The organism is Amycolatopsis sp. MtRt-6, from assembly GCF_017308975.1.
Taxonomy (GTDB): Bacteria; Actinomycetota; Actinomycetes; order Mycobacteriales; family Pseudonocardiaceae; genus Amycolatopsis.
This window is the reverse complement of the sequence record NZ_JADWPD010000003.1, coordinates 111,543-125,754: the sequence shown is the minus strand read 5'-3', so window position 1 is coordinate 125,754 and position 14,212 is coordinate 111,543. Positions and strand designations below refer to the sequence as shown.

General features: G+C 70.4%; 14 protein-coding genes. 4 read left to right on the top strand and 10 right to left on the bottom strand.

What is annotated here, in order from left to right; all coding sequences use genetic code 11:
- Window positions 1-87: 87 nt before the first annotated feature.
- The 4 genes from I4Q55_RS06795 to I4Q55_RS06780 all read right to left on the bottom strand — a co-directional run bounded on the left by I4Q55_RS06795 (window position 88) and on the right by I4Q55_RS06780 (window position 4,811).
- Window positions 88-903 (bottom strand): carbohydrate ABC transporter permease, encoded by an 816-nt coding sequence (locus tag I4Q55_RS06795; protein WP_206785164.1) that lies wholly within the window; start codon window positions 901-903, stop codon window positions 88-90.
- Window positions 900-1,796: a carbohydrate ABC transporter permease gene (locus I4Q55_RS06790; protein ID WP_206785163.1), complete on the bottom strand. Its 897-nt coding sequence runs from the start codon at window positions 1,794-1,796 to the stop codon at window positions 900-902. The genes I4Q55_RS06795 and I4Q55_RS06790 overlap by 4 nt, the downstream gene beginning before the upstream one ends.
- A complete protein-coding gene (locus I4Q55_RS06785) occupies window positions 1,793-3,082 on the bottom strand; it encodes an ABC transporter substrate-binding protein (RefSeq protein WP_206785162.1) in 1,290 nt (429 codons plus the stop codon). Before I4Q55_RS06785 ends, I4Q55_RS06790 begins: the two co-directional genes overlap by 4 nt.
- 100 nt (window positions 3,083-3,182) lie before the next feature.
- Complete coding sequence (locus I4Q55_RS06780; RefSeq protein ID WP_206785161.1) at window positions 3,183-4,811, bottom strand: long-chain fatty acid--CoA ligase; 1,629 nt, start codon at window positions 4,809-4,811, stop codon at window positions 3,183-3,185.
- Between the two features lie 444 nt (window positions 4,812-5,255).
- Between I4Q55_RS06780 and mihF the strand changes: the two genes are divergently transcribed.
- Together mihF and I4Q55_RS06770 are read left to right on the top strand one after the other, a co-directional pair.
- Window positions 5,256-5,567 carry an integration host factor, actinobacterial type gene (mihF, locus tag I4Q55_RS06775; RefSeq protein ID WP_051767699.1) on the top strand — a complete coding sequence of 104 codons (312 nt, stop codon included), beginning with the start codon at window positions 5,256-5,258 and terminating at the stop codon, window positions 5,565-5,567.
- Window positions 5,568-5,651: 84 nt separating this feature from the next.
- Window positions 5,652-6,803, top strand: coding sequence for an isochorismate synthase MenF (locus I4Q55_RS06770; protein WP_206785160.1), 1,152 nt, complete (start codon window positions 5,652-5,654; stop codon window positions 6,801-6,803).
- Between the two features lie 101 nt (window positions 6,804-6,904).
- Here the strand turns inward: I4Q55_RS06770 and I4Q55_RS06765 are convergent, their stop codons facing one another.
- Window positions 6,905-7,591, bottom strand: coding sequence for a 4'-phosphopantetheinyl transferase superfamily protein (locus I4Q55_RS06765; RefSeq protein WP_242545524.1), 687 nt, complete (start codon window positions 7,589-7,591; stop codon window positions 6,905-6,907).
- Window positions 7,592-7,731: 140 nt separating this feature from the next.
- Here I4Q55_RS06765 and I4Q55_RS06760 point away from each other — a divergent pair, with 140 nt between their 5' ends.
- Window positions 7,732-8,901: an acyl-CoA dehydrogenase family protein gene (locus tag I4Q55_RS06760; RefSeq protein WP_206785158.1), complete on the top strand. Its 1,170-nt coding sequence runs from the start codon at window positions 7,732-7,734 to the stop codon at window positions 8,899-8,901.
- Between the two features lie 60 nt (window positions 8,902-8,961).
- Here I4Q55_RS06760 and I4Q55_RS06755 read toward each other — a convergent pair whose 3' ends face one another.
- The 4 genes from I4Q55_RS06755 to I4Q55_RS06740 are packed head-to-tail and all read right to left on the bottom strand — an operon-like array spanning window position 8,962 to window position 12,230.
- Window positions 8,962-9,282: a hypothetical protein gene (locus I4Q55_RS06755; protein ID WP_206785157.1), complete on the bottom strand. Its 321-nt coding sequence runs from the start codon at window positions 9,280-9,282 to the stop codon at window positions 8,962-8,964.
- A 58-nt stretch (window positions 9,283-9,340) separates the two neighbouring features.
- The gene (locus I4Q55_RS06750; protein ID WP_206785479.1) at window positions 9,341-9,976 is read right to left on the bottom strand and encodes a TetR/AcrR family transcriptional regulator; all 636 of its coding nucleotides are present in this window, start codon (window positions 9,974-9,976) and stop codon (window positions 9,341-9,343) included.
- Window positions 9,973-11,496 carry an ATP-dependent acyl-CoA ligase gene (locus I4Q55_RS06745; protein WP_206785156.1) on the bottom strand — a complete coding sequence of 508 codons (1,524 nt, stop codon included), beginning with the start codon at window positions 11,494-11,496 and terminating at the stop codon, window positions 9,973-9,975. Before I4Q55_RS06745 ends, I4Q55_RS06750 begins: the two co-directional genes overlap by 4 nt.
- Window positions 11,493-12,230 carry an enoyl-CoA hydratase/isomerase family protein gene (locus I4Q55_RS06740; protein ID WP_206785155.1) on the bottom strand — a complete coding sequence of 246 codons (738 nt, stop codon included), beginning with the start codon at window positions 12,228-12,230 and terminating at the stop codon, window positions 11,493-11,495. The genes I4Q55_RS06745 and I4Q55_RS06740 overlap by 4 nt, the downstream gene beginning before the upstream one ends.
- A gap of 48 nt (window positions 12,231-12,278) precedes the next feature.
- On the opposite strand from I4Q55_RS06740, the gene I4Q55_RS06735 reads away from it, so the two are divergent.
- Window positions 12,279-13,865, top strand: coding sequence for an amidohydrolase (locus I4Q55_RS06735; protein ID WP_206785154.1), 1,587 nt, complete (start codon window positions 12,279-12,281; stop codon window positions 13,863-13,865).
- Window positions 13,866-13,869: 4 nt separating this feature from the next.
- Here the strand turns inward: I4Q55_RS06735 and I4Q55_RS06730 are convergent, their stop codons facing one another.
- Window positions 13,870-14,187, bottom strand: coding sequence for a hypothetical protein (locus tag I4Q55_RS06730; protein WP_206785153.1), 318 nt, complete (start codon window positions 14,185-14,187; stop codon window positions 13,870-13,872).
- Window positions 14,188-14,212: the final 25 nt, after the last annotated feature.

The window sequence follows — 14,212 nt, the reverse complement described above, 5'->3', positions numbered from 1 at the left end:
ACATTCACCGTGACAGTTCAGTCCACCCTGTCACAGATCACGAGGCGTGCTGTACCGCCGAAGGTTGTGGTCAATTCGGCCCACCGTTCAGCCCTTCAGGCCGGACTCGGCCACCCCGCGCACCAGGTACCGCTGCAGGAACGCGAAAAGCAGCACGATCGGCAGGATCGACACCGCCGCCGCCAGGAACAGCAGGTTCAGCTGGGGGTTCTGCGCCGTCAGCAAGCCCGACAGCGCCACCTGGACCGTCCACGAATCCGGCGACTGGGCGATGATCAGCGGCCACAGGAACGCGTTCCAGCTGCCGATCACCGTGATGACCGCGATCGCCGCGAAGAAGCCCTTCGAGTTCGGCACCACGATCCGCCAGAACACGCCCCAGCGGCTGAGCCCGTCCACCCGGCCCGCCTCCTCCAGCTCGCGCGGGAAGTCGAGGAAGTACTGGCGGAACAGGAACACGCTGAACGCGCTGAACAGCCCGGGGATCACCAGGCCGCGGAAGTCCGACAGCCAGCCGAGCGACGAGACGACCACGAAGCTCGGCACGAACGTCACCGACGTCGGGATCATCAGCGTTGCCAGCACCGCGTAGAACACGATCCCGGAATGGCGGTACGGGATCCGGGCGAGGCCGTAACCCGCCAGGGAACAGATCACCAGCAAACCCGTCGTCTGCAGGGTCGCGACCGCCGCCGAATTCAGCAGGCTGCGGCCGAACGGGACGTCTTCCGAAGAGAAGAGCCGCGAGAAGTTCTCCCAGTGCACTGTGGACGGAAAGAACGTCCACTGTGGAGATGTGATGTCCGCGCGGGACGCCAGGCCGTTGCGCAGCAGGAGGTAGAACGGCAGCAGGAACAGCGCCGCTGCCACCGTCAGGCAAGTCCACCGCAGGAACGCCCTCATGACGCCCGCCCGAACCGCAGCACCCGGCCCTGCAGCACCGTCGCCAGCGCGATGATCAGCGCCAGGATCACCGCACCGGCGCTGCCGCGCCCGAGGTCCTGGCCACCGGAACCCAGCGACGTGTAGTACAGGTAGACCAGCGGCGGCCGCGCGAACGGCGGGTAGCCGCGGGCGTCACCCATGATGTTGTAGAACTCGTCGAACGCCTGGTAGGCGTTGATCAGGTTGAGCAGCAGCACCGCCACCGCCGTCGCGCGCAGCTGCGGCAGGGTGATGTGCCGGAACACCTGCCAGCCCGGCTTGGCGCCGTCCAGCCACGCCGCTTCGTACAGCTGGGCCGGGATCCGCTGCAGCGCCGCGATGAACAGGATCATGTAGAACCCGAGCTGCAGCCACAGCCGCGCCGTCACCAGCACCACCCAGTACAGCGGCGGGTCCACCGTCCCGGTCCAGGCCACCGGGTCGATGCCGACCAGGGACAACAGCGTGTTCGCGAGTCCATATCGGACACCCGAGAACAACGACGTCTTCCAGATCAGCGACGCCACCACGTACGAGCACGCGAAGGGCAGGAAGAACACCGAGCGGAAGAACGCCCGCGCGAACTTCAGCTGGTTGACGCCGAGCGCCAGCGCCAGCGACAAAACGAACGTCAGCGGCACGATGAACACCGCGAACACGCTGAACGTGCCCAGGCTCGACAAGAACGGCTCGTCCGTGAGCATGTGCCCGTAGTTGTCCAGCCCGACGAAGTCCGTCGGCGTCACCGTGTTGCGCGCGTCGAAGAACGACAGGTACGCGCTCCAGCCGATCGGCAGGTACGCGAAGATCGCCAGCCCGATCAGGAACGGCCCGACGAACAGCCAGAACGCGCGCGCATCGCGCCGCTTCATCCGTACAGGCGCTTCAGTTCGGCGCGAGCCACCTCGACCGCCGTCTTGGTCTGCGCGACCGGGTCCGCGCCCTCCTTGGCGATCTTCGCGACCGCGTCGGACAGCGCCGTGTTCGCCTGCTGTGTCCACACCGGACCGCCGACCAGGTGGCCGTTCTCCTTGACGAACCGGGCCGCGTCGGCGGCCGGGCCGGACTTGAGGCTGTCGGCGCGGCCGACCAGGCTCTGCCGGGCCGGCACGTGGAAGCCGAACTTCGTCGCGAACTCCAGCTGGTTCTGCGTCTGGTCGATCCACAGCCACTTCACGAACGCCTTGGCTTCGGCGACGTGCGCGCTCTTGGCGTTCACCATCGCGCCGTACGCGCCGACCGGCACCGAGGGCGCGCCGCTGCCGTCCAGCTTCGGGAAGGGCAGCACGCCGAAGTCGTCGTCGAACGCCTGCCGGATCTTCGGCACGTTCCACAGCCCGGTCCACTGCATGGCCGCCAGCCCGTCGATGAACGCGCCCGGGTCAGACCAGTCCGCCGGCGCGCCGAGCAGCAGGGAACCGCTGGCGTTCAGCGTGTGCAGCTTCGCCAGCGCGGTCGCCGCGCGCGGGTCGTCGAAGCCGACCTCGCGGTTGCCGTTCTTCAGGTAGTCGAGCCCGGCGGACCACAGCAGCGGGCCGGTGAGCACGCCGACGCCGCCGTCGTTGCCCGCGAAGAAGCCCTTGACGCCGTCCTTGGTGAGCTTCGCGGCCGCGTCGACGAGCTCGTCGACCGTCTGCGGCGGCTGCACGCCGGCGGCCTGCAGCAGGCTCTTGCGGTAGAAGAGCACCTGCGTGTCGGTGGCCTGCGGGATGCCGTAGACCCGGCCCTCGACGGTCTGCGCGGCCAGCACGGCCGGGCTGAAGTCGCTCTTCGCCGACACGATGACGTCGTCGAGCGGGACAACCTGCTTCTGCCGCACCCAGTCGATCTTGACCTGGGCCTCGAAGACGTCCGGCACGCCGCTGTTCTGCAGCGCGGTGACGATCTTCGAGTCGTAGTCGCCCGGGTTCCACTGCACGTTCACGGTCGCGCCGGGATAGCTCGCGGCGTACCGCTTGACGGCGTCCTGGACGCCTTCCTCGCCGTAGGCGTGGTACCACTGCTGGAGCGTGACCTTCGAGGCGGCCGACGGCGGCGGTCCCGCCGAGTACGCCGTCGAGGGCGGCGGGTCACCCTGCCGCCCGGTGTTCGACCCGCATGCCGTCGCCAGCGCGCCCATTCCCGCGAGTGCGAGGAAACTCCGCCTGTTCCGCTGCATCCCCAGAACTCCTCCGACGTGCTCTGAAGGCCACCATAGGGGCGTCAGGTTCCCCCATGGTGACCACCAAAGGCGTGAAGACTCGCCGGAGATTTACCCGTTAGAGCTGCGCGATGTCGAGCTTTCCCTCGGAGTAGGACGCGCGGATCCGCTTCTTGTCGAACTTGCCGACGCTGGTCTTCGGCACCTCGTCGACGAACGTCCAGTTCTCCGGCAGCTGCCACTTCGCGACCTTGTCGGCCAGGTAGTCCCGCAGCTCCTCCGGCGTGACGCGCTGGCCCTCCTTGAGCACGACGGCGACCAGCGGCCGCTCGTCCCACTTCTCGTCCGGGATGCCGACGACCGCGGCTTCGGCGACGGCCGGGTGGCCCATGACCTGGTTCTCCAGGTCGACCGAGGAGATCCACTCGCCGCCGGACTTGATGACGTCCTTGGCGCGGTCGGTCAGCGTGAGGAACCCGTCCGGGCTGATCTTGCCGACGTCGCCGGTGCGCAGCCAGCCGTCGTGGAACTTCTCCGGGTCGACGTCGCTTCCGCCGTAATACGACGCCGCGATCCAGGGACCCTGGACCTCGAGCTCGCCGACAGCCTCGTTGTCCCAGGGCAGCACCGCGCCGTCGTCGTCGATCAGCCGCGCGCGCACGGACGCCGGGAAGCGGCCCTGCGTGTAGCGGTAGTTCCAGACGTCGTCGCCGGTCGCCGACGCCGGCGGCCGGGCGACGCTGCCCAGCGGCGACGTCTCGGTCATGCCCCAGGCGTGCAGGATCGGGACGTTGTGCCGCTCCTGGAACGCGTGCATCAGCGACGGCGGCACCGCCGACCCGCCGACGACGACCTCGCGCAGGTGCGAGATGTCCTGCGGGTGCGCTTCGAGGTGGGCGAGCAGGCCCTGCCAGACGGTCGGCACCGCGCCGGCGAACGTCGGCTTCTCCGCGGCCAGCATCGCCGAGATCGGCGCCGGCTGCAGGAAGCGGTCCGGCATCAGCAGCGACGCGCCGACCATGAGCGACGCATACGGCAGGCCCCACGCCATCGCGTGGAACATCGGCACGATGGCGAGCGCCTTGTCCTGCTGGGCGAGCTTCATGCTGTCGGTCATGCAGACCTGCATCGAGTGCAGCCAGATCGACCGGTGCGAGTAGGCGACGCCCTTGGGGTCACCCGTCGTGCCCGAGGTGTAACACATCGCGGCGGCCGAGCGCTCGTCGACGTCCGGCCAGTCGAAGGTGTCGGGCTGGGCGGCCAGCAGCTCGGCGTAGGAGTGGACCTCGACGCCGTCGGGGGCTTCGAGGGACGCGGCGTCGCCGTTGGCCACGATGACGTGCCGGACCGTCCGGAACTGCGGCAGCTGCTTGGCCAGGAGCGGGACGAGGGTGCCGTCGACGATGACGACGTGGTCTTCGGCGTGGTTGGCGACGAACACGAGCTGCTCGGGGAACAGGCGGATGTTCAGCGTGTGCAGCACGGCGCCCATCGCCGGGACGGCCAGGTAGGCGGCCATGTGCTCGGCGTTGTTCCACATGAACGTGCCGACACGCTGGTCGCCTGTCACACCGAGGCCGCGGAGGGCGTTCGCGAGCCGGGCGGCGTGCCTGCCCAGGTCGCCGTAGCTCTCTCGGCGGGCTTCTGAACCGGTCCAGGTGATGACTTCGCTCGCCGAGTGCACCGACGTGCCGTGGCGGAGCAGGTTCGCCAGCGACAGCTGGCCGTCCTGCATGGTGCTCAACATGGTCGCTCCCGGGGGTCGTTCGCCGGTGGGCTGGGGTTGCGCCGACTCTAGTGCGGATCGGGTGAAGCGGGCATGGTCGACAACGGCTCCGTTCGGTCACGGTCGTCGCGCGATCGGGCGACGACCGGACGATGATCAAGATCATCAATTTTTCGGGTTTTCCTTATGTGCAAGGAAATGTGCACGAGAACATTGCGTAGCGGAGCCTCCACTTCCGGGTGAGAGAGGCCACGCGGGCCGCTTCTTGGGAGCGTTTCCGCAGGCCGGAGCGGGTTGCCCGGTATCACCTCCGGGGGTAATAAGTGCGTGTCGGTTGCACGGCCAAGAAGCGGGTGGCGTTTACTGGGCCCGTGGCAAGAGACGGCTGAGCAGCGCTTGCAGGAGCAAGCACTCATAAAAGCTGTCGGCCGCGAAAGCGGAGACCTGAGAGGAAAGGACACTACGTTGGCTCTGCCTACGTTGACTCCGGAGCAGCGCGCCGAGGCCCTGGCCAAGGCCGCCGAGGCTCGCAAGGCGCGTTCGGAGCTGCTCGCGTCGATCAAGTCCGGCAAGGAGAGCATCGAGAAGGTGCTCAAGCAGGCCAAGGAGAACAAGACCATCGGGAAGACGAAGGTCACCCAGTTGCTGAAGGCCGTCCCCGGCCTCGGCGCGGTGAAGGTCGCCGCCCTGCTCGAGCAGGCCGGCATCGACCCGGACCGGCGTGCGGCCGGCCTGGGCGAGCGCCAGCGCGAGGCGCTCATCGACGCGCTCAAGTAGCCGTCACCAGGAGCTGACCGCGAGGGAAGTGTCGCTGGCGACACTTCCCTCGCGGATCTCCCGCCGCCTGGGAGGCTGGGTCTTGTGAGTTCTCCTGATCCGGCGACCCCGGCTGACCTCGCCGCCCGCTACCAGCGAGGCGACTTCCTCTTCACGACGGCTTCGCGCGCGCTGCTGGCGCAGGGCACGATCCGGACCGTGACCGAGACGGACCCCCGGCGGCTCGCCTCGGCGATCCCCGGCGTCCTCGCCGAGACCGGCGCCCCGCTGGCCGTCGGCGTCCTCCCGTTCGACACCGGGCCCGACACGAAGGTGCCGGGCCACCTCGTCGTGCCCCGGACCGTCCACCGGTCCTCGGGGGCGCCTTCGCTGTCCCGGGAGACCCTGCCCGCGCCCGTGCGGGTGCGTGCGGTGCCGTCACCGGCGTTGCATCGCGAGGCCGTGCGTTCGGCGGTTTCGTTCCTGGCTGCCCGTGACCTGCGGAAAGCCGTCCTGGCGCGGGCCCTGGACCTGGAATTCGAGGCGCTGGTGCCCGCCGAGAGCATCGTGCGCAACCTGGCCGTCGGCAATCCCCGGCACTTCACGTACGCGGCCGAGCTGCCGGGCGGCCGGTCACTGGTGGGTGCCACGCCCGAGCTGCTGCTGCGCCGCACCGGCCGGACGGTGTTCTCGTCCCCGCACGCGGGCTCGATGCCGCGCTCGGCCGACCCGGTGGCCGACCGCGCGAACGGCGAGGCCTTGCGGACGTCGCGCAAGGACCAGCTCGAGCACGCGGTGGTGATCGACTACCTGGTCGAGGCCCTGCGGCCGTTCTGCCGGAAGCTGGACGTCCCGGCGGGCCCGGAGCTGGTCACCACGCCGGCGATCTGGCACCTGCGCACCCCGATCACGGGCGAGCTGGCGGACCCGGACATCACGGCCCTGGACCTCGCGGCGGCACTGCACCCGACCCCGGCGATCTGCGGCACCCCGACGGAGGGGGCCCGCGAGCTGGTCCAGGAGCTGGAGCCGTTCGACCGCGACTACTACGCGGGAGCGGTCGGCTGGGTGGACGCGGCGGGCGACGGCGAGTGGGCGGTGGCGATCCGCTGCGCGGAGATAGCGTCGACATCGATGCGGCTGTACGCGGGCGGCGGCATCGTGGCGGCTTCGGACCCGCAGTCGGAACTGGACGAGACGACGGCGAAGTTCCGCACCTTGCTGACCGCGATGGGCCTGGCGGACCTCCCGGTCTGACCGGTCCAGAGCACCCCAATGTGGCGTTGGTTGCGCTCAACGCACCGAACGCCACATTGGGTGCGTTGGACGCACCGAAGGCCTCATTGGGGCGCTTGGGGTCAGGGGACCCAGTGTTCCTCGGTGACCGACAGCTCCTCGGTGGTCAGCACCGCGATGGCCGCGCGGTAGCCGTCCGCGGCTTTCAGGTCCGCCAAGCGGGTTGTGGCCGGGTCCAGTGCCGGGTCGCCCGAGGCGGCCAAGCGGGCCGGCTCGTCGTAGCGGGAGAACGTGATGCTCTGCAGGGGGATGCGGAGGCCCTTGCCCGTGGCCTTCATCACCGCTTCCTTGCGCGTCCAGTAGACGAAGAACGCCGCCGCCTTGTCCTCCGGGGACAGGCCCGCCAGGTGCTCCGCCTCCGCCGGGCTCAGGGCGTACTCGATCAGGCCGTCGTCCGCGCGGCGGGTGGCCGTCTCGACGTCGAGGCCCACCGGGACCGCTCGCGTCGCCGCGATGCCGATCAGGTCGCCCGAATGCGAGATCGACAACGTCAGGTCCGCGCCCGGGATGCGGGGCCTGCCGTGGGGCTTGCCGCAGTCTTCGCAGGTCGCGTCGAACTTCACGGCCTCGACCGCCAGGCCGAGCCGCTCGGCCGTGACCGTCTTCGCCAGGACGCGGCCGGTGAGGAAGCGCCGCTTGTCCGCGTCCTGCCGGTACGCCTCGAACCGCCCTTGCTCGACGTCGTCGAGCAGACGCAGGAAGCGTTCTTCGGCGGGCAACGGCGACGACCAGCGGACCTCGATCTCCATCACACCCCCGATCTTTCCGGGCGCGGAAGCCGTTGTCACGAATTTGGGCCGAGGTCTGGGGTAACCAGGTGCTCAGGAGGTACGCTCGACTAAGCAAGCGCTTAGCCGGTGGCAGTGTTGGTTGGAGGAGCGGCTCACCCATGGACTTTTCACTCAGCACCGAAGAACGGGAAGTGCGCGACTGGGTCCGCACGTTCGTCCAGCGGGAGCTGATCCCGCTCGAGCAGGAAGTCCTCCGGCGCGAGCGCGCCCACCAGCCCGGCCTGACCGGCGAAGAGCTCACGGACCTCCAGCTCAAGGCGAAGGAGTCCGGCTTCTGGGGTGTCCTCACGCCCGAGGAGTACGGCGGCATGGGCCTGTCCGCCGTGATGGCCGCGCTGCTGGAGGCCGAGCTCGGCCGGACCTTCGTGCCGTTCCGCTTCGGCGGCGCCGCCGACAACATCCTGTTCCACGCCAACGAGGAGCAGAAGCAGGCCTACCTGCTGCCGACGATCTCCGGCGAGCGCAAGTCGTGCTTCGCGATCACCGAGCCGGGTGCCGGGTCGGACGCCAAGGCCATCCGGACCACCGCCCGCAAGGACGGCTCCGACTGGGTCATCAACGGCGAGAAGACCTTCATCACCGGGGGGAACGAAGCCGACTTCACCATGGTCTTCGCGATCACCGATCCGGAGAAGGGCGCGAACGGCGGGGTCACCTGCTTCCTCGTCGACCGCGAAGCCGGCTGGAAGTCCGAATACATCGACACCATGGGCGAGTGGGGCCCCGCGTCGCTGATCTTCCAGGACGTCCGCGTCCCGGAGACGCAGATCCTCGGCGAGGAGGGCCGCGGCTTCGAGCTTGCCATGCAGTGGATCGGCCAGGGCCGCTACCTGCTGCCCGCCCGCGCGATCGGCTCCTGCGAGCGGCTGATCTCGATGGCCATCGAGCACGCCAACACCCGCGAGACGTTCGGACAGAAGATTGCCGAGCGGCAGGCCATCCAGTGGATGATCGCCGACTCCGGCGTCGAGCTGGAAGCGCTGCGCTGGCTGGTGCTGCACGCCGCCTGGCAGGTCGACCAGGGCCTCGATTCGCGGCACGCGCAGTCGATGGCGAAGCTCTACGGCGGCCAGAAGGCCAACGAGATCGTCGACCGCGTCCTGCAGATCCACGGCGGCATGGGCTACACCCGCGAGCTGCCGGTCGAGCGGTGGTACCGCGAGCTGCGGCTGCTGCGCATCTACGAGGGCACCGACGAGATCCAGCGCCGGACGATCGCGCGCAACCTGCTCAAGGGGCACGTCAAGGTCGGCGGCACGCTCGGCTGAGAACGCACGAAGCCGTCGAGGCCGCCTCTTCGGGGCGGCCTCGACGGCTGCTGGAGCGGCTTACTTCTTGTTGCGGATGGCGATCGGGACGCCCGCGAGGTCCTCTTCGTTGCACAGGAGCTTCACGTCGTAGTACGGCGAACCCTTGCGGTCGTCGTAGTCGAGGTGGATGGCCAGGACATCGAGCGGCTCGCCCAGCCACTCCTGGGCCTGACGTAGCCACTTGGCGCAGCGCTCCAGAGCCGCGGGGAGATCGTCGTCACGGAACTCGACGGGGCGATAGGGGACATCCTGCACCTGATCGCGGGGGTGTGCCGGCGCCGGGAGGCCCGGCGCGAGACCCGAGTCGTCCAGTTCCAGTTGGATCGTTTCCTCAGTCACCCTTCGAGCGTCCCCCACGCACGCCGTCTGGGCAAGGCGTACACAGGTAAAAGCGCCGCTAAACGGACACTCCCCACTCTTTCGCGACGATTTCCCGGCACCGCCGCAAGTCGGTGACGCCCGGTGCGGACGTGCAGCCCAGCGCCCTCGACGCCAGTTCCGCGTAGTGCTCGGCCAGCTCGTCCAGCGCCAGCGGGCCACGTGGGGAATACCACCTCGCGACCCCGCTGCACATCTCGAGCAGCGCCAGCCTGGTGACCGCCGGGTGCTCCACACGGAACACCCCGGCCGCCACCCCTTCGTCGATCGCGGCCGCCCACAGCCGTTCGTAGGCGTCCCGCAGGGCCACCACCGGCTCGCGCGCGGCCGGGGACAGGACGTCGACTTCGTTGTCCACCACCCGGGTTTCCGCCGGGCCGACGGCGTGCGCGAGGACGTGCAGCGCGACCAGCGTGCGCAGCCGGTGCACCGGGTCGCCGCCGCCCGCGGTCGCCTCGCGGGCGGCGTCGAGCAGCCGGTTCAGCGCGGTGTGCATGATCTCGGCGAGCAGATCCTCCTTGGTGCCCATGTAGTGGTACAGGCTGGCCGAGGAGAGTTCCGCCTCCTGCGCCAGATCGCGGATGCCGGTGCCGTGGAAGCCCTTGGTGGCGAACAGCTTCACCGCGGCCGCGCGCACCCGCTCCCGGCTGCTCACAGCCATGCTTCCGCCTTGGCGTCCCAGGAGCCGGCGCGGGGGTCCGCGACCTTCCGCAGCTCGCCCTTGGCCACCCGCTCCGACGGCGTCATCGGCAGCGCGTCGGCGAATGCCCAGAACCGCGGAACCTTGAAGTAGGCCAGTTTCCCGGCGCAGAACGCGGCGAGCTCGGCCGGGTCCGGCCGGTCGCCGTCGCACACGACGTACGCCTTGATCTCCTCGCCGCGCAGCTCGTCGGGCACCGCGACGACGGCCGCCAGCCGTACCGCCGGGTGCAGCAGCAGGGCGCGCTCGACTTCGTCGGCGGAGACGTTCTCGCCGCTGCGGCGGATCATGTCCTTCGTCCGGCCGACGTAGTAGACGCGGCCGGCGGCGTCCATCCGGGCCAGGTCACCGGTGTGGAACCAGCCGTTCTCGAACGCTTTCGCCGTCGCGTCCGGATCGTCGTGGTAGCCGTGCATCAGCCCGATCCCGCGGATCAGCAGCTGCCCGGTTTCCCCGCGCGGCACCGGCTTCCCGTCGTCGCCGGCGATCAGCACCTCGCGGTCGCGGCTGGGCCGCCCGATGCAGCCGGTGCCGACGGTCTCGTCGTGGTCGGCGGCGGTCATCCGGATGTCGCCGCCGGTTTCGGTCATCCCGAACGCCTCGTACCACGGCACGCCCCAGCGCGCCTCCAGCTCGGCGTGCAGCTCGTGCGGGATGGCGGACGCGCAGATCGCGCGGACGCGGTGCTCCCGGTCGGCGGCCGACGGTTCCTGGCGCAGCAGCAGCGTCGGCATCAGGCCGAGGCAGTAGAACCAGGTGACGCCGTGCTCGCGCACCTTCGCCCAGAACATGCTGGGGTGGAAGCGGTCCAGCACGACGAGGGTGGCGCCCCCGGCCAGTCCCAGCGCGACATTCCACTGTGGATCGATGTAGTGGAACGGCTGCGCGGTCAGGATGACGTCGTCCTCGCCGACGGCCGGGAAGTCGGTGGCCAGGCTGATCGCGAGGGTCGTCCAGTAGCGGTTCGGCAGGACGCAGCCCTTGGGGGCGCCGGTGGTGCCGGAGGTGTACTGGATGTTCACCGGCGTCTCCGGCACCGGGGTGAACTCCGGCGCCGCGCCCGCCGCGTCGAGCCGGTCCGGCGTGACGACCTCGGTGAGGCCGATCCGCTCGAGGAGGGCGGTGAACTCGGGCGCGGCGACGGCCAGTTTCGCGCCGGAATGCCGGAGGACGTGGGCGCCGTCGAATTCCTGGTAGTTCGTGTTGACCGGCACCAGCTGCGCGCCGATCTTCGCCAGCGCGAGCCAGATCAGCGGGAACTCCGGCTGGTTGCGCAGCATGACGGCGACCCGGTCGCCGGCGCCGATGCCGCGCTCGGCCAGGGCCGCGGCGATCCGTGAGCTTTCGCGGTCGACCTCGGCGAAGGTGAATTCCTGGTCCAGGTGGTCGAACACCCACGCCGTGCGCTCGGGCCACAGCTCGGCGGCCCGCGTGACGAGCTGCGCGAGGGTGCCGATCTCGGCGAGCGGCGTCACGCCCGGCTCCGGAAGGCTTCGGTGGACGCGGCGACGGCGGCCGAGTGCTCGGTGATCAGGGCGTGGCTGACCTCGAGTTCGAGGGCGGGTTCGAGGTCGGTGCTCGCGTCCAGGACGCGCTTCGCCATGGCCGCGGCCGCGGGCGGGTGCTCGGCGATCCGCTTCGCCCAGCTCAGAGCCTCGGCCTGGAGCTGCTCGGCGGGCACGGCGGCGTTGACCATGCCCAGCTCGGCGGCCTTCCGGCCGTCGAAGCGCTCGCCCAGCAGCAGGAGCTCCTTCGCCTTGAGCGGGCCGACCAGCAGCGGGAGCAGCCGCGACGCCGCGCCGGTGACGCTCAGCCCGAGCGAGACCTCGGGGAACGCGAACACGGCGTCCTCGGCGGCCAGGATCAGGTCGCAGTCGAGCGCGAACTCGGCGCCGGCGCCGATCGCGTAGCCGTGCACCGCCGCGATCACCGGCTGGCGCAGCCCGCGCAGCCGCCGCGTGACGTCCTGGAGCCGGTCCAGCCGCGCCCGCGAGTCACCCGCGGGGGTGGGTTCCTTGAGGTCGTGGCCGGCGCAGAAGGCCCGGCCGTTCCCGGACAGCACGACGACGCGGGCGTCGCTGCGCGCGGCCGCGTCGAGGGCGGCGAGGAAGTCGTCGACCAGGACGGCGGCGACCGCGTTCAGCCGCTCGGGCCGGTTCAGCCGGATGTGCGCGATGCCGTCCTCGACGGCGAAGTCCACGGTGGGCATGAGGCCGATGCTAGACGTTCGATCGATCGATCGATAGCCTCGGACACCATGAAGGTCGATGCGGTCTACGAGAACGCCACGGTGTGGACGGGTACGGGCGTCACCAGCGCACTCGCCGTCCTGCACGGCCGCGTGGTCGCGCTCGGCGACGACGCCCGCTCGCTCTCCGCACGCACCCGCGTCGACCTGGCCGGCGGGTTCGTCGTGCCCGGCTTCCACGACGCCCACAACCACATGGCGTGGTTCGGCATGGGCCTCGACGACGTCCCGCTCGGCGGCTGCCGCAGCGTCGAGGAGGTCTACGACGCCGTCGCCGCGCGCGCCGCGACGCTGCCGGCCGGGAGCTGGGTGGTCGGCAGCGGGTACGACCAGAACAAGCTCGCCGGCGGGCACCCGGGCTGCCGCGGCCTCGACCGCGCCGCGCCGGGCATGCTCGTGCGGCTCAAGCACACGTCCGGGCACATGACCGTGGTCAACTCGGCCGTGCTCGACCGGCTCGACCTGGCGCACGTCCCGGTCGGCGGCGACGTCGTGCTCGACGACGACGGCTCGCCCACCGGCCTGCTGCGCGAGCAGGCCCAGCTGCTGCTGCGGCCGCTGACGTACCCGACCCCCGTCGAGCGGGTCGTGCGCGGGCTCGCGCGGGCGTCCGAGCAGTACCTGGCCGAGGGCATCACCAGCGTCCAGGAGGCCGGGATCGGCGGCGGCCTGGTCGGCGAGACACCCGCGGAGCTGGCCGCCTACCAGGAGGCGCGCGACCGCGGCGTGCTGCGCGTGCGCAGCACGGTGATGGTCGCCGCGAGCGTGCTGCACGACCTGCCCGACGACGCCGGCTTCGGTCTCGACCTCGGCCTGCGCACCGGCCTCGGCGACGAGTGGCTGCGCGTCGGCCCGATGAAGTTGTTCGCCGACGGCTCCCTGGTCGGGCGCACCTGCGCGATGCACGACCCGTTCGACGGCGAGCCGGGCAACCGCGGCTACTTCCAGGTGCCCGAGGACGAGCTGGCCCGCACGATCCGCCGCGCCCACGAAGCGGGCTGGCAGATCGCGACGCACGCGATCGGCGACCGCGCGATCACCGTCGTCCTCGACGCCTACGAAGCCGCGTTGGCCGCTTCGCCGCGCACGGACCACCGGCACCGCATCGAGCACTGCGCGGTGCTCCGGCCCGCGGAGCTGACCCGCCTCGCGTCGCTCGGGCTCATCCCGTCACCGCAGGGCCGGTTCGTCAACGAGCTCGGCGACGGCATGCGCACCGCGCTCGGCGAAGCTCGCGTGCCGTGGTGCTACCGGCTGCGAAGCGTCCTCGACGCGGGTTGCGTGCTTCCCGCGTCCTCGGACCGGCCCGTCGTGAACGGCGCGCCGCTGCTCGCGCTGGCCGACATGGTGCGTCGGCGCACGGCGTCAGGCGCGCCCTTCGCACCCGAAGAGGCGTTGACGCCGGAGCAGGCGTTGCGCGCGTACACGTACGGCTCGGCGTACGCGACCTTCGCCGAGCGTGACCTGGGCACGCTCGAACCCGGGAAGCTCGCGGACTTCGCCGTGCTGTCCGGTTCGCCCCTGGACGAGTCCGCATTGGACGACCTCGCCGTGCAAGGCACCGCCGTCGGCGGCGAACTGCGTTACCAATCCTGATGACTCACCTCCCCACGAATTCGAGTGCTTCCTCGGCCAGCGCGGCCCAGGGGTGTGGCGACCCCGGGTCCAGCGCCAGCCATTCCTTCATCGGCGTGCCCTTGTTGGCGTCGAAGCGCACGCCGTGGCTGCCCTCGACCAGTTCGTCCACCCGGCTCCTGGGCAGCTTGAGCACGAGCTGGCCGCGGACGAACATCGCGAAAATCCGGCCGTGCGCGCGCAGCGCCGTGCGCCCGAACCCGCCGGTCGTGCCGGGTGGCGTGATGCCCGGACGTCCGGTGAACTCGTCGACCAGGTCCTCGAACTTCTCCTCTGGTGACATCGACCACCTCCGAGCCCGACAGTAA